We start from the raw sequence: 18,257 nt of genomic DNA, 5'->3' as shown, positions 1-18,257 counted from the left end.
GACGAGAAAAAATGAACCGTTCTTTCTGCATACCCTTCAAAATGAAACAGGACAAAAGCAGCTGCCAGTGTAGCATGTCCACAAAGATCCACTTCAACAGTGGGTGTAAACCACCTGATCTGGTAACCATCTTTGCATGGGACATAAAATGCTGTTTCGGCAAGATTATTTTCCATGGCTATTTTCTGTAATAAATGATCTTCCGGCCATTGTTCCAGAGGACAAACAGCAGCCGGATTACCGGAAAAAAGCTGGTCGGCAAAAGCATCTATGTAATATATTTTCTGTTCCATTCCTGTATAGATTAGGTTATTCCTTTTATATTCAAACAAATATAAACAAAAAATGTTTTGATCATTTTTCAAAGCACAAAATACATAAAAATATACTCATGAAAAATAATGCCGAGATAATTTATAGTATCTTTTTCCATTACTTATATAATGATATATATATTTGTATACCATTCGATCATATATTTTACAGGTAATTTTGGCGTTGTTTTCCACAACTTCCATAAAACCACCTTTCTCAAAAAATAACTCCCGTAAAGTCAACCATATAAATATCTGATAATAAAATCATAAACGAAATATCCAAAAAAAATTTACTTTCCCTTAAAATATTTCTCCTCATCAGTTGTCCACATATATAGAGAACGTTCTTAAGGATAAAATAAAGTATAACAATTAATAAAAAATAGTAATGAAAGCAAGTGATTTTGGAATGGGATTTTTTGGAAAGGGGCACTTCAGTGAAGATGCAAGAAGAAAAATCCGCGAAGAATGGAATAAAATGCCCGACAGTGAGAAGTTAGAGCTCATGAATCAGCGAATGAATGCATGGGGTAGTGAAAATCATGCATTTAATGTTGAAAATATTGATGCCCGTTGTGAAAAATGGATGAAATTGTCACCGGAAGAAAAAGAGCAGTTTGTAAGCGAACGGAAAAGTGCTTTCCAACAAAGAGGCGCTTGTATGACTGGTTTTTTCTCAGAAGCATCGGCAAAATAATATAAAAATTAACCAATCAATACGAAAGACGTCTTCGTAAAAAAGGCGTTTTTCGTCTTTCTCACCTATAAAAAAATATAAAATGAACGCAAAAAGAGGTTTTGGTATTATTGGTATGTGGATTGTGATCCTGGCAGCATTCAGCGCGGCTATCATGCTCCTGTGGAATGCCCTGATTCCCGGAATATTTGGTTTAACCGCCATTAATTTCTGGCAGGCATTGGGATTATTCATATTGGCACGCATCCTGTTCGGAGGTTTCTTTGGAGGAAGAAAGATGATGGCAGGTGGTATGTTTCATCATCATAAAAATCCGATTCGTGAAAAATGGATGAAAATGACTCCCGAACAACGTGAAGAATTCATCAGGAGAAGAAGGGAATTTGGCTTTGGCAGGTCATTCGGAAAGGAAGATTTCTTCAGCCGTGAATATTGTGGCACAGATGCAAAAGAAGAACCACGGAAAAGTAATGAGTGAACAAGCCGGAAACAAACAAGTTGAAGAACTGATTACGGAATACCATCCCCGTTTGAAAGCTTTTATCCGGAAACGGGTTTCCAGTAAAGAAGATGCCGAAGATATACTTCAGGATGTTTTTTACCAACTGGTGAAAACAATTGAAAATACCCTGAACCCTATCGAACAGGTAGCGGCATGGCTATACCGGGTGGCAAGGAATACCATCATCAACAAAGGCAAAAAGAAGCATGAGGAAGAATTGCCCACATCCCGATATAATAACGATGAAGATGATACCCTGTTGACAGATTTCTCCGAAGTTTTGTTTGGTAATGGTAACAGTTCGCCCGAAACGGAATACATACGGTCGCTGGTTTGGCAGGAATTGGAAAGAGCACTTTCCGAATTACCTCCTGAACAACGGGAAGTATTTGAAATGACCGAACTGGACGGATTATCGATAAAAGAAATATCTGAAATTACGGGAACAACGGTAAATACATTACTTTCACGTAAACACTATGCCGTGAAACATCTTCGTAAACGTTTAGAAGGTTTATACAACGATATTCTTGATTATTAAAAAAACATCATGAAATGTTCATAAACATAGCAGTATACCCATCATCATGAACAAAATTGGACATTTAGCTTCGCTGAGCCGTTACCTTCGGTGAACCCTCTGGGTTTCGGGGTTCATCTAACCATTAAAAATAACTTAGCTTAAGCGTTCTCATGGAGCGCAAGCATAATAATTTTATACAGATGAAATTAATAAGGATCACCTGTCAGATTTTAGATAAAAGTTTATTTTATCTGTTTGATACAATATATGACTTTATATTTGATACAATCAGAAATGACAACACTTCAAATATGTATTGCACCAACAATTACAAAATAACATCAGGAGGGGTCATTGTCCGGACTGATACCCGTTCACCATCTCAATAATAACAGGCAGGAAACTTTTCTATTTATATAAGTTGTTGTTTTTACCATATAATTCATACATTTGTTACGTGAAGATTCTTTGAACACAACATTTAAGCACTCAGTGCTATTTATTATTTTCTTAAGTCGCATTGATCGAGTGGATTACGTTCAGAAAATATAACATTAATTGTTTTATATTACTTATAAACCACAGAAACAAATTATTAAATAATAAAAATATGGGTAACAGACGTGAATTCCTGGAAAAAGAAATAGAGATGATCAACAACAAGATCGAAAATGCTCCTGAGGATACACCTAAAGAAATATTGGATGCATGGAGAGAAGAATATGATGAATTATCTTTTGAACTAAACAACCTGTATGATGACGAAGAAAATGACTGATGATCATTGTTCGTAACCGATACGAATAATCCAGGAAACATTCGTAATGTTCAGGCAATACTTATTCCATTTTCATCAAATGGTATTTCTTTCCTTTTTCAGTATCAAAATCGATCATAAAAGTTTCTTTCAGGTTTAATGTGGCTTCAGACGGACTAACGTTATTATTGGTACTGAACTGATAGCTGTCTGCAGTGGCATAAAAATGATTGGGATTTTTACCTGCTGCATCTTTGACATGAGTCGATTTTACCGTTACGGGGGCATGGGTTCTTATCCGGCAATTTCCTCCAAGATTTGATTTGATTACTGCAGACAACACTTCTCCGTCCTTCCATTCCATATCAATTTCGAATCCCCCTCTGACCCTTAAGCCTTTAACCGACCCGGCGGGCCAGATATCGGGCAATGCCGGAAGCAGGAATATTTCTCCTCCGTGACTTTGCAACAGCATTTCCGTAATTCCCGCTGTTCCTCCATAATTTCCGTCGATCTGAAAGGGAGGATGGGCATCGAAAAGGTTGGAGTAGGTCCCTCCTCCCCTTGTATTTACCGCATCGACATGACGTAATCCGTTTTTTAACATCAGGTATGCATGGTTACCATCTTCAAGCCTTGCCCAGAAATTGATTTTCCATGCCATAGCCCACCCGGTACCTCCGTCACCGCGCATCAGAAGCGTTTGCTTGGCTGCCTGGGCTATTTCCGGGGTCACCCTAGGAAGTATCTGTTTCCCGGGATGTAGTCCGTATAAATGTGAAACATGCCTGTGGCGGGGATCCACATCTTCGAAATCAAGGAACCATTCCTGTAATTGTCCCTTGGAACCCAGTTGTGGCGGATACAGATCACTTCGTATTTCTTCAAGCTGTCTGCGAAACGAAACATCCGTATTCAGGACTTTGGACGCTTCTATACAGTTGGTGAACAAATCCCATATAATAGCCATGTCCATGGTAGAGGCTTTGCATATCTCTCCTGTTTGTTTCTTTCCTTTTTTATCCATGTAATAAAAGGTATTTTCAGGAGATGAAGACGGATTGGTTACCCAATGGCCCTTTGTATCCCTTACCAGCCATTGAAGCATAAACTCGGCAGCTCCTTTCATCAGTGGATATGCCTGTTCTTTTAAAAACTGCAGATCTCCGCCATAACAGTAGTGATCCCACATATGTTGCATGAACCAGGCTCCAGCCATTGGCCAACATGACCATCTGGATGAACTGCGGGGATCTTTATCAAAATTTCCCGCCGGATAACTCTGTGCCCATATATCAGTATTATGATGGGCTGTCCAACCATTCCTGATCCCATAATTAATTTCGGCTGTTTTAGTGCCATTGGCAGCCAGTGACTTCAGAAAATCCAGCAATGGTTCATGACATTCTTGTAAATGAGTGGCTTCAGCCGGCCAGTAATTCATTTCAGTATTGATGTTCACTGTGTAATTACATCCCCATGGCGGTTGGATGTGACGGTTCCATATCCCCTGTAAATTCGTCGGCTGTGTTCCCTTCCGCGATCCGGCAATCATCAGATAACGGCCATATTGGTAATATAATTCTACCAGACCTGGATCGTCTGTTTTAGCGAACTGTTGCAGCCTCTTATCTGTAGGAAGTTCTTCATTGGCCGGCGTACCTATAGACAAAGAAACGCGGTCAAAAAGGGACCGGTGGTCTTTAATATGCCTGTCCAGAAGCCTGGTATATAATTTAGCAGGATGGCTTTTTTCATTTCCGGATACATTTTTTAACGCTTGCTCCAGGATATCTGCAGCTATTGCCGGATCCTTTCCTTCCAGACCCGGTGAACGGTCAAATCCATTGAAGCTGGTTGCAGCTGAAAGCAATATTAATGCAGCATCCGCATTTTTCACAGAAAGCCGGTCCCCATCTTTTTCAATCCTGCCTTTTTCGGTAAGCACCTTCACGTGAACCTCGAAATTCATGCCTTCTCCCTGCTCATTCTCTGCATAAACGACCTGATGTTCTTCATAGGCACGATGAGCAACATATTCAGGAGCCTTTCCTTTCAATATAAGATGATTATCCGATTCGAAAGATGCAGAATAACGGAGATCACTGGCAATATTCGTTTTGAAATCCAGCTTTCCTTTCTGATCTCCTTCCAGGTAAATGACCATTACCTGATCAGGATATGATATAAAGCTGGAACGCCTATAGGCAACACCATCTGATTGAAAACTCACAGTTGAAAGAGCATTACTGATATCCAACTCCCGCTTGAAGGAAGCTGCTTCACCAACAGACGGCATCTCCAGAAACAGATCAGCCATTGTCAGGTATCTGGCCGAATAATAACCCTGTGCATTTTCCTTCCATAAAGCTGCTGCTTTCACATAATCGCCTTCATCCACAGCTTTACGGATCAGCGGTAATGCTTCTATCGCTTTTGGGTTGTTACCATTTTTCGGCCCTCCCGACCATAATGTATTTTCATTTAACTGATAATGTTCATTTTGGGGATTACCGAATACCATTGCCCCTAAACGTCCATTTCCCAGCGGCAACGCCTCTTCCCATGCTTTTGCAGGCTCTTCGTACCATAATTTCAAAGATCTTCCTTCCGGTTTTTCACTACAACCTGTTACAGTGATCATGAAGAAAAACGCTAATTTGATGATATTTTTCATGTATATAAATTGACTTTCCAAAACATTATATTTTATTGAATTAAAGCTAATTACTTAATTTATCGCACTATAAAACGTGAACAGTCATCATCTTATTCTGTATGATTTTTTCAAGATCATACAGAATCTATGAGCCATATTGATGCATATTTAAAATAACGGAACATCTTATATGGTGATTTAATACATCCATATCAAAGGATTACGTACCGGTAAATTGCGCAATACCTCATCCACGTCCGGGTAATGATCTAGTTTTGACCACAATTCAAAATAGTCGTTGTGATCAAATGCAGCAGCGCCGAATATAAGGAATGGCTGTGCTACGGGCCATTCATTCCAATAAAGGACATCCTCTTCGTAGGGCCATTTGTTTTTCTCGAGGACATATGGGTATAAAAATTCAATACCTTTCAGTATGTTTTGTCCTTTTTCGGTAGTGAAGTTCCAAAGGTCATTTTTTTCATCGGAAAGGATCTGGCATATGGTAGCCATAGCATCCAGATTGAACAAAGAGTAGCCGTATGGCTTGGTACGTTTTATTTCCCTTGGAAAGCTACCATCTTCGGCCATTTGTTTGGGTAATAATACTTCACGGTATCTTTTCCTGCACATTTCCATGGTTGCCTCATCTCCGGTAAATTTAGCAAAGGAAGCAACCTGCATTACCCAGCATGTAGCATGGTTATTGGCGGCATTCATTTCATCATTCCCGTATTTATGGGTAGTCAGCCAATGGATATATTCCCTGAACCATTTCCGTATTTGTTCCATATCACCCGGGGCAATGCTCTTTGATTGTTCCATTCGCGATAATGCCTGAACCACCTCCATCAGGTGTATGGTATCTATGATACCTATCCCTCGTCCGGTTACCCTTCCTTTGATTGCCTGCGCATACAAAAGATGAGGGGTCATTCTGGTATTTTCATCTACGAACCATGCTTTGGCATGTTCCATAGCGTGGGCAGCATATTTATCGTCTCCGGTGATCAGCCATGCGGAAGCCATAGCGCCTGTGATACGGCTGAAACGAACCATTGCATGCCGGTGTGCTACAAAATTTCCGGGATTAGTTTCGCCGTCACGTTGGATATAGGGACCATCAGAGTCTTCCGGATTAGGCCACCAGTAATCACCCTCGGAATAAAAGTCATGTATGCCGCCTGCACTCCGATCGCTGACAAAAGAAGTAATAGTGATCGGGGTTTCCTTTAAAAAACCTTCAGCTTGTTGCAGTATTTGTTCTTTGAGGACAGCAGATGTTTTTTCCGGCCAGGTTTGCTTACAGGAGGCAAATAATAAAATAAAAAGTACAGGGATAATACGCAGCATGTTAATTATCTATTAGGTGATTTATATAATTGTATGACATAATTTTATTTCAAAATTAGTGATTCATCATGCATCCGGATAATTCATTCCAAATGTACACAAATCTATATATTTATTATAAATCCGGTAAACTAAAATCAAAATGAATCCGACAATAAGCATATCACAAAAAAAATCAATACCTATCCATGGTCAGTTGCATAGGACGCATATATTGTTTGCCTTTATAGTGACCGCCCTTCAGGATAATATGATGTTCCCCTGCAGGCAAATCGACCACTGCAATAAATAATTTCTCATTATTTTCTGATCGTCTGTTCGGTACATAATCCGCATTGTATGTTTTCCCGTCAATATCAAGAACAATGGTGCCTGAATCCGTAGGATTGTCCTTATTATATTCTATGCTTACACGGTAACTGGCAGGTTTTAACAGACGTACTTTCCATGAGATGGTCTGGTTGTTATTTTTCCATTGATGTACATAATTCCGGTGAACTTTTCCATCACCAGTAGCAAGTCCCTGGCTTAAGGATGCATCAAAGGTGAGCAGTATATTCTTTTCCCCCGGGATCAACAACCTGTAATCGTCTGCCTGATACGTTTTTTTTATGGTTAAGACGATCACAGTACTCGAAGTATCCGGACAAACAACCGGTAGCTTCAGAAGGATATCTTTATCTGTAAGCTTTTCAAAAACAACTTTTTCTTTTGTAGAAAGAATATCGGCCCCGGAAATTTCTGCCGTAATCCCTCCCAGGATCAGTTCACCGTTTTCCGGCCATTGGTGTACATGCAAATAAAGTTTATTTCCTTTTCGTGTTGTTACTCCCCAGTTCTGGATAGGTAGTCCGGTTTTTTCATTTCCATAAATGGCTTCCCCGTTCACCTTCAGCCACTCTCCTACTCCTTTGAATATCTGAACATCTTTTTCATCCCATTTTCCATTCCCCATAGGACCGACATTCATCAGTATATTGCCACCTTTTGACGTAGCGCTGGCCAACAGACGAATAAAATGTGTCGGTGACTTATGGGATAGGTCATACTTGCTGTATCCGTACGATTCATTGGTAGTAGGGATGGATTCCCAGTATTTATCCTTAATCGGGAAAAAATATGCCGCCCTGTCCCCCGTATTTGCATAATCTCCGAGGTTTCGTCCTGAAAAACGGGCCAAACGTCCATTGATCACAACGGTATTGGGTGACATTTCACGGATCACTTTCAAAATCCGGATATTTTCGTACAAAGGTAATTTATGGGGAGTATCAAACCACATGATATCCGGCTGATAGTTGCGCATCAGTTCCTGAATCTGGGGAATAGATTTCTCATTCACGTATTTTTCGGCATGAGGAAGAAATTCCGGATAGTTCAGCCACCAATTGGCGCCATGCAGCAGTTTATCTCCCCCGGGATGATCATAATCCCAGTCATTACCGGGAGCATCCGGATGTTCCCAGTCAAATGCGTGGGAATAGTAAAATCCGAATTTGATGCCGTATTTTTTGGCCGCATTCCGCAATTCTTTCATCGGATCCCTGTTATATACGGTCATACGCATATCATACGGATAGGCATCTGAAAAGTACATAGCAAATCCGTCATGGTGTTTGGCTGTAACAATGAAATAACGCATGCCTGCGTTTTTAGCATGTTGCATCCATTCATCGGCATCAAAACCGGTAGGATTGAACGGTTTTATCAGTCGTTCTTTATATTCGGTAAGAGGGATTTTCTGGCTACGCATCAGGTGTTCGGCATAACCACGTACGATCTTACCGTTCCATTCTCCCCCGGCCATAGAATATACCCCCCAATGGATGAAACATCCGAATTTGGCTTCACTATACCACGCCATCCGTTTTTCCAGCGTCTTTTCCGAATCGGCCCACCATCCCGTCAAAGCATCAATTACTGCCACACTATCCTGATGAAGGTCGAGCTTGCCGATCTCCATTCCCTGTTCATCAGCATTATTAAAAACAGTCTGCGCATGAAGCATGAACAGGCGGCAGGAAAGAAAAAGTATGATAAATTTAAATTTCATAACATATTTATTTAATCCGGATCAGAAATATTGTTGCCTACAGGATTTAACAACAAAAAACAAAGATAGGCAGTTGACGGAAAAATTCCTGTCATTTTTGTCCCAATTGCTTGTAATTTTATCTAATCATTAAATATATCTATCCTGGATTTGTCAGATATCCTTTATGGCTTATTAAGATAAACCTCCTGGTTACATATGGTTAACTTTATGATCTCTGATGTACATTATGGTTGTCATTAAAATATACAAACAAATACCTGTTTCTATCCTGAAGCCTGTATTCTTTATATATTCGATTTGTATTGTCTTTCTTATTGTCATATGTGATACGATGATACATTCACCCAAAAGGATTTTTTCACTTATCTTGTAACGTCTGTTCCCGTTGATTTCTTTTTAATCTATCTGGCACAATACCTTTTATCCTTCGAACCGAAGGCATACTCGATTATGGCTGTGGTATCGGGTTAAATATCCCATCCCTGCATCAATATTTCCAGAATTCCCGGTTATACGGCTTCGATATTTCGAAAGAATCCGTGAGATTAACCAGGAAAAACATCCATCACGGCTGCTGCCGTCGTCAACACAACAAATGTAGCTGTCTTCCGCTATTTTCCCATTTCCCTACAATCGTTCAAGTACCTCCAGCAAAATATCGAGCGAGCAGGGTAATGTTTCCACTTCGTTAAAACAAGGCACAACGATACATAGCCGGGGTTCGTTTATTTTTTCCGCCATCATCATTCTACTTTTTTTCCAATCCTGTCCCATCGGATCCTGCTTCGGATAGCATCGCGCGAAAAATACACCATCCATACCTTACCCACAACCAACTCTTCAGACACAAAGCCCCAATGACGGCTGTCGAGTGAGTTGCCACGGTTGTCGCCCAGCACAAAATAGCCATCGGTACGGAAAGTATAATCCGTTGCCTGTTTTGTATCGATATAAAAAATGCCATCCGTACAGGATACCTCATGACCTTCTGTCCGTATCATATTCCTATACAGGTTCATAGCTGCAGAATCTAACGGTACGGATAAGTTTCTGGCCGGCACCACCACCGGCCCGTAATTATTGATGTCCCACCCCAGGCTGCGTAGGGGGAAGTCCAGGGAAAAATCCCACGGACATTTCCGGACAGTGGGAATAGCGGCCGCCGCCTGTCCGTTGATGTAAATCACGCTCTGAAAAATGCGCACCGTATCACCGGGCAGGCCGATACAGCGCTTTACCAACTGCACATCGCTCCCGTCGGGATGGTTGAAAACAATGACATCACCCCGGCCGAATTCCTGCATTTTGCGCACCACTAAACGGTCGCCGGCCATAACGGCATTTTCCATACTGTCGGTAGGCACCTTACAAACATCCGCTACCCAGCGTTGGATCGCCCGTACAGCCAATACCACCAAACACAAACACAGCAAAACATTCAGGATGCGTTGCTGCATTTTTTTCGACGGCATCTTCAAATTGATTTTCATACGTAAAAAAATGGAGAATGGAGAATTAAAAATGAACAAAGAACTTCACTTTCAAACTTTATGAACATTTATACTTTTCGACTTAAAATAAACAATAATTAATGCAGTTCGCATGATTTATTTTCATTGACGTATCATGCCCGGTTCATGGGGTATCGCCTGTTGACACGTCCTGTTTTTGTTCCTCGGGTTCCGGTGAACGATAGTGGATCAGTTCCCGGAATCCTTTTTTCACCGTATCGCTGTCCTTCCATGCATGGGTACGGATATGCGCATAACCGCCCAGATACAGCAGGTAGCACACGACAACGGCAAAGATACTTTTTTTCCGGTGACGGCCATCTTTTGCAACCAGGGTACGGCATAACATGCCGCAATAAAAAACAATCCGGCAGAAGCGAGGTACACATAACGGTCGGCAGTGATCATAAAACGGCTCATGGGGACCACATGGAGCATCAGCGCCATATTGACCAGATAAAACAAGAGGCCGAAGATCACCGGACGGGGAATTTTCCTGATGTTGACACAAAGCAGGTATATGGCTGCCGCCACCACCACAGGATAGATAAGGTAAAGCAAAGGCAGTTCGCTACCGGGAGCCATGGGGAAAGGATAGATATACAATAAGCGGGTGGGCAGCACGAGACGGCCTGCATACACTACCAGCGAATAGCAGGCGAACACCAGCCGCTGCCAGAAGGGATAGCCGGCTACCTGCTCCGTATATTCCAGACTCTGGTGCGAACGGGTGTACAGGGCGGCAAAAAGGGCAAACAGGATAAACGGAAGCTTCTCGAGCAGTAATTCCGGCCAGTTACCGAAGCGTCCGGGCTTGCGGTCGCGTCCCAGCGCCCAGTCGAGCAACAATAAAGTGGCAGGCAGCACGATCGCCTGTTCCTTACTGCCAAAAGCACACATGAACAATACAAAGGATACAAAATAAAACCATACTTTCCCGGTATCGGTATACCTGAGAAAAGCCAGCAAAGACAGTAATATAAAAAAGGTATAAAGCGGTATCTTGGAAGCGCTGATCCAGCAGACGGATTCCACCTGCAAAGGATGGACGGCAAAAAGCAGGGTGGCCGCAAATACCAGAATAGACGGATTGCCTTGCGACGCACGGTTGGTAAATATTGCAGCTATCTGCCGCAAAAACAGGAACAGCAGGCAACAATTGGCGATGTGCAACAGCAACGAGTAAAGATGAAAAATGAGAGGGTTATAGCCAAATACATCATAGATCATCATATAGAAAACGGTATTGACGGGACTGTACTGTCCGTAATAATAATCGCCAAACACCGCCTGCAGGTTCTCCTTTGTAAACCCATCCTCCGTATAACGGTTCATTACAGCCCACTGATCATCCCAACCTGTCTGGAAATCATTCCACAGGCTGGGAAGATAGACCATCAAGCAGGTAATTACCAATAGAAGATAATAGTTCTTTAAAATTTTCATATAGAATAGTGCAGATTTAAGGAGTAATGACCACACTGTCTTTTTTTACATCCGTATGTGATGGGAAAAACTTTGCAATCTCCCGAAAATAACGCCGGGTAAGGTCCTGCCGCCCTTTTTCCGGAAAGAAAACCATGCCTACATGACCCTGAGTATCCATTATAGCAAAGTAACGTTTTTCGCCTTCGTCTGCGTGTATGGGCAATGCCAGGGAATCGGGAGGAATATTCCTGTATTTTAGCCCTTGAGTTTCGCTATTTATGCGTATATGACTTCTGCGGTCATTGGAAGGATAAGCTGGTAATACCAATACTACATTCCGACAAATGATTTCGATGAATTCTTTCAAATCAATCAGATCATCTTGATAACAGGGAGTACACATTCTGGAGGAATAACGGTAAATAAGCATGATAGTATCATTATACAGTTGCCCTGCATAATTTTCGTGCGCCCGGTATACTTCCGGTGAATATTCTATATGTTCCATCAGGATACTTTGTAACGATTCCGCTGGTTGCGCCGTCGTTCGCGGTTTGATCATTACACCTAAGCCAAAACAGATAATTGTTGCACTAAGTGCAACAATCACCACAAATAGTCGTTTATTCTGCATCCTTGAATTCATAGTAAAAAATAACCGGATTAGATTCAGTATTTAATTCCATTAATTGTTCTGCTTTTTCTAAACCGGGAAGTAGTTCATTGTTCCTCATTGATTCCTGAAAATCATCGATCATATTTGTATGTAATATTTCATAAGCGCCCTTCGCATCGAAAAATATAAATCGTCCATACAATCCGCTTTTGTCGTGTTTGAAAATCAAATCATTGCATAAGTATTCCGCTATCCTCACTGTTCCTGTTTCCTTAGAGTACACTACCGTAAAATAATTGAATATTACAGTCTGGTAGCTAAAAATGATAACATTTTCATTTTCAACAAAGTTATGTACATCAAATATCTTTGAACGTCCCTGAAGAGGTTCCAACTTTTCCATTAAATTCGTCTTGTATGTGGTCTCGGGCAAATTTTTTAAATCGTTATCCGTTATCAGGTTTTTACTTTTCAGTTCGATATAGGGGGTGATCTCTTTGTCTACAGATACGATATAGTCCATAAACAATTGGGTGTATCTTGGGGGACTGTTTAAGCGCGACATAAAAAAACTGTGCCCCATAAAAAACAGTTCTGCCCATCCCTTATTGTATTTTATCGGAAGCGAACGTGACAGAATTTTCCCATTATCCGGATCTGTTTCCAACAGCATGTAATCAGCCATGTCAGGTTCCCACGGAAAAACATCCGCATATAACCGGCCATTGTAATATTGAATGAAATTGATATTTGAACGGGGGATCGGTATCGTGATTGAATTAATATATGTTCCATCCAATTGATATTTATGCACACGGTTACCCCGATCACTAAGGTAAATAAACCGGTTCTCCGTATCTAATGTAAAATCGTTTGCTTGAATATATTCTCCGGGACCTTTTCCTACATTGCCTATTTTGCGGATAAACCGGCCTTCCATGTCAAATACGAACAAACTTTTTGCAAAATATTTGTCAAATACATAAATATGCCCGTCAAAAACCTGAAGTTCACTAAGATTGCCTATTAAACAATCTTTGCCGGTTTCAAGTATGATTGGCTGCACATTTTTAAAAACAGATGAAATTGGGATGAATGCCTCTTTTTCTCCATCAAGGTTTATGGTAATACAATCCCCTTCCAAATGCGACTCTCTTTGCCGGACTGAACATGAAAAAAAGAAAAAGAAAGAAAAAAAGAGAAAAAAAACTTTTTCCATTAGAACTTATTTATAATTAGAATATTGTTATATTTTTGTATGTCAAAATGTCAGAATTTAGGTTTGATTTTTAGCAATTTCAAAATTTCGTTATTGAAAATCTAATTTGAGTATTCCTAATTTATATAAGGCATATACTTATTTTACCTAAGTTTCGGATAAGAGAAAGGAGGACAATTATCCGTATATGTCTTATCACATGATTATTATGTGTTTTTTTGCTGAAAATTTAATAAAATCAATTTTATCCAAAACTCAGGTTATTTGTGGAGCATGAAAAAACAAACCTATTTTTTGCATGTCATTGTTATAATATTTTCATAGGGACATTGGGCACTTGCAGAACATCCAGTACAAGAAAAATAACAAATCATGTATCCTGAATCACTTCCTATTACGCAATCATAATTAAACATTGTTTCATTACCATTCTTTATAAGTGTGAAGTCGGTTTTACAACCCTCTGGCGCAGCAGTACTAATTGCTATCATCGGAGCTACTGCTGCTGCTAGAACTAGAACTACCACCAGAACTGCTACTACCATCACCCACTACAATAGGGTTTAAATTCTTGTTAACTTTGATACCATGTCCGGTCAAAGCATCTCCTAATGACAATCCTACAATTGCCAATGCGACCAATACACCTACAAATTTTGAAATTTTCATGTTTAAATTGGATAATAAATAATTGAACTAAAAGCAATAATTAAATTAAAAGTTGAATTAAAAGTTATAATTGGTTAAAAAGAATCCTTGAAGGAATGACTTTCTTTTGACAAAAACAAATAAACGATTACTTTTTTCGATTAAATGTTGAAGGTTTTCTGATTCACATTGATCACTGATCAGAAATTGACCGTTCTCAGACTACAACGAGATCATATAAAAAAATATCCACCCAACATTTAATGGATCAGAAATACAATAATCTAATGGAAAAAGATAGAAATCCACATCTTTTATCCGGTTGATTTTTTCAACCTTAATTAAGGTTGTACATTTATCATTTTGTTCATTCGAAAAAAAGTTTAAATTTGCATCATACCTGGATATGTATAATATTGATTCATGAGATAGAACATTAAATAAATATGAAGAAGAAATTAATATTTTCTATCAGCTGGTTGCTAAGTGTTTCATTTTTCGTTTCAGGCCAGCATAGAGCGGACCGGCAACATCTGACAGATCCGAATTCGTTTTCAATGATCTTACTGGGCGACCCGCAAGGATATACCAAGTATGACATCAATCAACCATTGTTTGACCTTTGTACGGCCTGGATCGCCGACAATATCGATCACCTGAAGATAAAGGCAGTGCTGTGTACTGGTGATATTGTTGAGCAGAATGAGAATATCGTGCGCAACCGTAAGATGTTGAACCAGACCAGCCGGGAAATGTGGGAAGCAGGTTCGCGCGCTTTTGAGCGTTTGGACAACAAAGTGCCTTACATTATTTCAGCCGGTAATCATGAATACGGATACCGAAGTTCAGAAAATGGCATGACGCATTTTCCCGAATATTTCCCGTTCGAACGAAATACGGCATGGCGTGATATATGCGTGAGTGCATTCCCGAACAGAAGTGGAGTTGAATCATTGGAAAATGCGGCGTTTGAATTTAATGAACCGAACTGGGGAAAGCTGCTGGTAATCACTTCCGAGTTTGCTCCGCGGGATGAGGTGCTCGACTGGGCGAAGAAATTAGCTGCCGATCCGCAGTATAAAGGTCATAAAGTGATTTTTATGACCCATTCTTTCCTGCGCGAACGGACGGCAGAACGGATCAAAGAAGAAGGCTATGCTATTACGCCGCGTAACTGGGGTGAAGCTGTCTGGAAGAAGTTAATAGAGCCGTCCGACAATATTTTCATGGTGATCTGCGGTCATACGGGAAAGCCGGGTGATTTTGAAGAATCGGTCGCTTACCGGGTAGATAAGAACTCAGCCGGAAAGAAGGTACACCAGATGATGTTTAATGTGCAGGTCCTTGGCGGAGGATGGGAAGGTAACGGCGGTGACGGCTGGCTTCGTATATTGGAGTTTATGCCTGATGGTAAGACCATAAAGGTGAAGACTTACTCGCCCTTATTCGGTATTTCGCCCTCAACCAAACATCTGGCGCATCGTACAGGATCGTATGATCAGTTTGATATGGTGATGGAATAAGATACTGTTTTTGTTTATATCTAATTAATCAGTTGAATATTAGCGAAATTTTAATAAATTATATATGATAAAAAAAGTTATTTTTTCTCTGGGTTGTTTGATGATGGGCTTTGCTGCATTTTCCCAGCAAAATTCGAATTATGAGTTTACAGTCATCAAAGAAGTAAAAACCACCCCGGTCAAGGACCAGAGTAGCTCAGGTACTTGTTGGGGTTATGCGGGTATTTCTTTTATTGAAAGTGAACTGTTGCGTAAAGGAAAGCCGGAGTATGACCTTTCGGAAATGTGGATTGTACGGCATACCTATCCGGCCAAAGCCGAGAAATATATGCGGCTGCATGGTAAAATAAATATGGAGGCCGGCGGATCATTTGAAGATGTATTCTGGGTAATGCGTACCTTCGGGATAGTACCCCAGGAAGTATACCAGGGTTTGAATTATGGGGAAGATAGAAATGTACATGCCGAACTGGACGCCATAGCCAAAGCGTATGTCACTGCCGTGTTAAAAACACACGATGATGCCAAAGCGAAAAACCGGGCATATACCCTGACCACAGCCTGGCTCAACGGTTTTAACGGATTTATGGATGCTTATCTGGGCGAACGTCCTGAAAAATTCACCTATCAGGGCAAACAATATTCACCGCAAAGTTTCATGCAGTCGTTAGATGTCGACCTGGATGATTATGTGTCCATTACCTCTTATACCCACCATCCTTTTTACCAGAAATTCATTCTGGAAATACCGGATAACTGGATATGGGGAGCATCCTACAACCTTCCGATGGATGAAATGCTGGAAGTGGCCAGATATGCACTGAATAATGGCCATTCGGTATTATGGGGAGCTGATGTCAGTGAAAAAGGATTTGCTTACCGTAAGGGATTCGCCGTAGTACCCGAAACCAATGCGGAAGAAATGTCCGCTTCGGATAAGGCGCACTGGATCGGTGTTTCCGATAAAGAACGCGAGAGCCAGATCATGAAACTGGACGGGATAGTTCCTGAGAAAAAGATCACACAAGAAATGCGGCAACAAGCATTCGATAACTTCCTGACCACCGACGATCATGGTATGCATATCACCGGTATAGCTAAAGATCAGAATGGAAATACTTTCTTTAAGGTGAAAAACTCCTGGGGAACTTCGGATAGTAAATACAATGGTTATTTTTATGTTTCCGAACCTTATTTTTCGTTCAAAACCATGAATTATATAGTGCATAAAGAGGCTATACCCAAACACATTGCCAAAAAGTTAAATATACAATAACCTTTCAGGGCATTCTATTGCCCGGACAGATAAGAAAAAGACACCGGAAATATTTCCGGTGTCTTTTTCTTATTGTATCTTTGCACTTTTTAAAATTGAATCGGTAAATATGGGTAAACAGGATATTGTATTAAGCGGCATCAGGCCGACAGGAAGTCTGCATCTGGGGAATTATTTCGGTGCATTGCGTAATTTTGTCAAATTACAGGATTCCCAGACCTGTTATTTCTTTATTGCCGATTATCATTCGTTGACCACCCATCCTACCCCGGAAGACCTGTACAACAATGTACGCCGTATCATGGCCGTATACCTCGCTGCAGGCATAGATCCGGAAAAAAGCACCTTATATGTGCAAAGTGATATCCCTGAGATATCCGAATTGTACCTATTGCTTAACATGATCGCATATGTAGGGGAACTGGAACGTACCACCACCTTTAAAGATAAGATACGTTTGCAGCCGGGAAACATCAATTCCGGGCTTTTGACCTATCCTGTGCTTATGGCTTCGGACATCCTCATACACCGTTCCCATAAGGTTCCCGTCGGAAAAGACCAGGAGCAGCATCTGGAACTGGCCAGGGTATATGCACGCCGTTTCAATAGTACCTATCAATGTGAAGTATTTCCGGAACCGGAAGCATTCAATTTTGGTTCCGAATTGGTAAAAGTACCGGGACTGGACGGTAACGGGAAAATGGGAAAATCGGAAGGAAACGGTATTTATCTGACGGATACCGCCGAAGATATCCGGAAAAAAGTAATGAAAGCTGTTACTGATGCCGGACCAACAGCCCCTAACCAGACGCCTCCCGAACCGGTACAGAATCTGTTTACCATCATGGGGCTTGTATCTGCTCCGGAAACACTGGATTTTTTCAAAAATCAGTACGCTCAGTGCAGTATTCGTTATGGGGATTTAAAGAAACAGCTGGCAGAAGATATCAATGCTTATATTGCGCCGATCCGGGAAAGGTTCGATGAAATTATACAGGATAAGGATTATCTGGCAAAAGTGGCTGACACTGGGCGTGATAAAGCCAGGGAAAGCGCATCCAAAACCATCGAAGAAGTCCGTAAAGCCATAGGTATCAGGCGCGGTTGATCATCAACCGGTATTCTTTTTACGAACGAATAAAAATATTCACTCACAAAAGACATTCCTAACA

16 protein-coding genes and 1 pseudogene are annotated in these 18,257 nt (G+C 40.9%); 8 read left to right on the top strand and 9 right to left on the bottom strand.

Going from position 1 to position 18,257, the window contains the following annotated elements; genetic code table 11:
* A partial coding sequence (locus tag LBQ60_20615) for a PhzF family phenazine biosynthesis isomerase (protein MDR2040326.1) occupies positions 1-293 on the bottom strand: 293 nt, incomplete at its 3' end.
* Between the two features lie 412 nt (positions 294-705).
* Between LBQ60_20615 and LBQ60_20610 the strand changes: the two genes are divergently transcribed.
* From LBQ60_20610 to LBQ60_20595, 4 genes are all read left to right on the top strand, one after another.
* The gene (locus tag LBQ60_20610; protein ID MDR2040325.1) at positions 706-1,014 is read left to right on the top strand and encodes a hypothetical protein; all 309 of its coding nucleotides are present in this window, start codon (positions 706-708) and stop codon (positions 1,012-1,014) included.
* A gap of 82 nt (positions 1,015-1,096) precedes the next feature.
* Positions 1,097-1,492 (top strand): hypothetical protein, encoded by a 396-nt coding sequence (locus LBQ60_20605; protein MDR2040324.1) that lies wholly within the window; start codon positions 1,097-1,099, stop codon positions 1,490-1,492.
* Positions 1,485-2,057 (top strand): RNA polymerase sigma factor, encoded by a 573-nt coding sequence (locus tag LBQ60_20600; protein MDR2040323.1) that lies wholly within the window; start codon positions 1,485-1,487, stop codon positions 2,055-2,057. The genes LBQ60_20605 and LBQ60_20600 overlap by 8 nt, the downstream gene beginning before the upstream one ends.
* A 592-nt stretch (positions 2,058-2,649) precedes the next feature.
* Positions 2,650-2,817 carry a hypothetical protein gene (locus LBQ60_20595; protein MDR2040322.1) on the top strand — a complete coding sequence of 56 codons (168 nt, stop codon included), beginning with the start codon at positions 2,650-2,652 and terminating at the stop codon, positions 2,815-2,817.
* A 61-nt stretch (positions 2,818-2,878) separates the two neighbouring features.
* On the opposite strand, the gene LBQ60_20590 is transcribed toward LBQ60_20595, so the two are convergent.
* The 3 genes from LBQ60_20590 to LBQ60_20580 form a co-directional block, all read right to left on the bottom strand.
* The gene (locus LBQ60_20590; protein ID MDR2040321.1) at positions 2,879-5,473 is read right to left on the bottom strand and encodes a glycoside hydrolase family 95 protein; all 2,595 of its coding nucleotides are present in this window, start codon (positions 5,471-5,473) and stop codon (positions 2,879-2,881) included.
* 180 nt (positions 5,474-5,653) lie between these two features.
* Positions 5,654-6,805 carry an alginate lyase family protein gene (locus tag LBQ60_20585; GenBank protein ID MDR2040320.1) on the bottom strand — a complete coding sequence of 384 codons (1,152 nt, stop codon included), beginning with the start codon at positions 6,803-6,805 and terminating at the stop codon, positions 5,654-5,656.
* A 178-nt stretch (positions 6,806-6,983) separates the two neighbouring features.
* Positions 6,984-8,861: an alpha-L-fucosidase gene (locus LBQ60_20580; GenBank protein MDR2040319.1), complete on the bottom strand. Its 1,878-nt coding sequence runs from the start codon at positions 8,859-8,861 to the stop codon at positions 6,984-6,986.
* A 443-nt stretch (positions 8,862-9,304) separates the two neighbouring features.
* Between LBQ60_20580 and LBQ60_20575 the strand changes: the two are divergent.
* A pseudogene (locus LBQ60_20575) lies at positions 9,305-9,469 on the top strand (class I SAM-dependent methyltransferase).
* A 138-nt stretch (positions 9,470-9,607) separates the two neighbouring features.
* Here the strand turns inward: LBQ60_20575 and lepB are convergent.
* The 5 genes from lepB to LBQ60_20550 form a co-directional block, all read right to left on the bottom strand.
* The gene (gene lepB, locus LBQ60_20570; GenBank protein ID MDR2040318.1) at positions 9,608-10,354 is read right to left on the bottom strand and encodes a signal peptidase I; all 747 of its coding nucleotides are present in this window, start codon (positions 10,352-10,354) and stop codon (positions 9,608-9,610) included.
* 231 nt (positions 10,355-10,585) lie between these two features.
* The gene (locus LBQ60_20565; protein MDR2040317.1) at positions 10,586-11,821 is read right to left on the bottom strand and encodes a hypothetical protein; all 1,236 of its coding nucleotides are present in this window, start codon (positions 11,819-11,821) and stop codon (positions 10,586-10,588) included.
* 16 nt (positions 11,822-11,837) lie between these two features.
* Positions 11,838-12,437, bottom strand: coding sequence for a hypothetical protein (locus LBQ60_20560; protein MDR2040316.1), 600 nt, complete (start codon positions 12,435-12,437; stop codon positions 11,838-11,840).
* Entirely contained in the window at positions 12,427-13,638 is a 1,212-nt protein-coding gene (locus tag LBQ60_20555; protein ID MDR2040315.1) for a 6-bladed beta-propeller, read from the bottom strand. Before LBQ60_20555 ends, LBQ60_20560 begins: the two co-directional genes overlap by 11 nt.
* Positions 13,639-14,115: 477 nt before the next feature.
* Positions 14,116-14,307, bottom strand: a complete 192-nt coding sequence (locus tag LBQ60_20550) for a hypothetical protein (protein ID MDR2040314.1) — start codon at positions 14,305-14,307, stop codon at positions 14,116-14,118.
* Positions 14,308-14,732: 425 nt separating this feature from the next.
* Here LBQ60_20550 and LBQ60_20545 point away from each other — a divergent pair, with 425 nt between their 5' ends.
* From LBQ60_20545 to trpS, 3 genes are all read left to right on the top strand, one after another.
* A complete protein-coding gene (locus LBQ60_20545) occupies positions 14,733-15,809 on the top strand; it encodes a metallophosphoesterase (GenBank protein ID MDR2040313.1) in 1,077 nt (358 codons plus the stop codon).
* 64 nt (positions 15,810-15,873) lie between these two features.
* Entirely contained in the window at positions 15,874-17,085 is a 1,212-nt protein-coding gene (locus tag LBQ60_20540) for an aminopeptidase (GenBank protein MDR2040312.1), read from the top strand.
* Between the two features lie 109 nt (positions 17,086-17,194).
* Positions 17,195-18,193 carry a tryptophan--tRNA ligase gene (gene trpS / locus LBQ60_20535; GenBank protein MDR2040311.1) on the top strand — a complete coding sequence of 333 codons (999 nt, stop codon included), beginning with the start codon at positions 17,195-17,197 and terminating at the stop codon, positions 18,191-18,193.
* Positions 18,194-18,257: the final 64 nt, after the last annotated feature.

It is taken from the genome of Bacteroidales bacterium (genome assembly GCA_031275285.1).
In the GTDB taxonomy this organism is placed as follows: domain Bacteria; phylum Bacteroidota; class Bacteroidia; order Bacteroidales; family UBA4181; genus JAIRLS01.
This window is presented reverse-complemented; position numbering and strand designations above follow the sequence as displayed.

Bases quoted from the DNA above. Each gene is read 5' to 3' on its own strand.
- LBQ60_20610 (MDR2040325.1), top strand. From the start codon at position 706: ATGAAAGCAAGTGATTTTGGAATGGGATTTTTTGGAAAGGGGCACTTC.
- LBQ60_20605 (MDR2040324.1), top strand. From the start codon at position 1,097: ATGAACGCAAAAAGAGGTTTTGGTATTATTGGTATGTGGATTGTGATC.
- LBQ60_20600 (MDR2040323.1), top strand. From the start codon at position 1,485: ATGAGTGAACAAGCCGGAAACAAACAAGTTGAAGAACTGATTACGGAA.
- LBQ60_20595 (MDR2040322.1), top strand. From the start codon at position 2,650: ATGGGTAACAGACGTGAATTCCTGGAAAAAGAAATAGAGATGATCAAC.
- LBQ60_20590 (MDR2040321.1), bottom strand. From the start codon at position 5,473: ATGAAAAATATCATCAAATTAGCGTTTTTCTTCATGATCACTGTAACA.
- LBQ60_20580 (MDR2040319.1), bottom strand. From the start codon at position 8,861: ATGAAATTTAAATTTATCATACTTTTTCTTTCCTGCCGCCTGTTCATG.
- lepB (MDR2040318.1), bottom strand. From the start codon at position 10,354: ATGAAAATCAATTTGAAGATGCCGTCGAAAAAAATGCAGCAACGCATC.
- LBQ60_20565 (MDR2040317.1), bottom strand. From the start codon at position 11,821: ATGAAAATTTTAAAGAACTATTATCTTCTATTGGTAATTACCTGCTTG.
- LBQ60_20560 (MDR2040316.1), bottom strand. From the start codon at position 12,437: ATGCAGAATAAACGACTATTTGTGGTGATTGTTGCACTTAGTGCAACA.
- LBQ60_20555 (MDR2040315.1), bottom strand. From the start codon at position 13,638: ATGGAAAAAGTTTTTTTTCTCTTTTTTTCTTTCTTTTTCTTTTTTTCA.
- LBQ60_20550 (MDR2040314.1), bottom strand. From the start codon at position 14,307: ATGAAAATTTCAAAATTTGTAGGTGTATTGGTCGCATTGGCAATTGTA.
- LBQ60_20545 (MDR2040313.1), top strand. From the start codon at position 14,733: ATGAAGAAGAAATTAATATTTTCTATCAGCTGGTTGCTAAGTGTTTCA.
- LBQ60_20540 (MDR2040312.1), top strand. From the start codon at position 15,874: ATGATAAAAAAAGTTATTTTTTCTCTGGGTTGTTTGATGATGGGCTTT.
- trpS (MDR2040311.1), top strand. From the start codon at position 17,195: ATGGGTAAACAGGATATTGTATTAAGCGGCATCAGGCCGACAGGAAGT.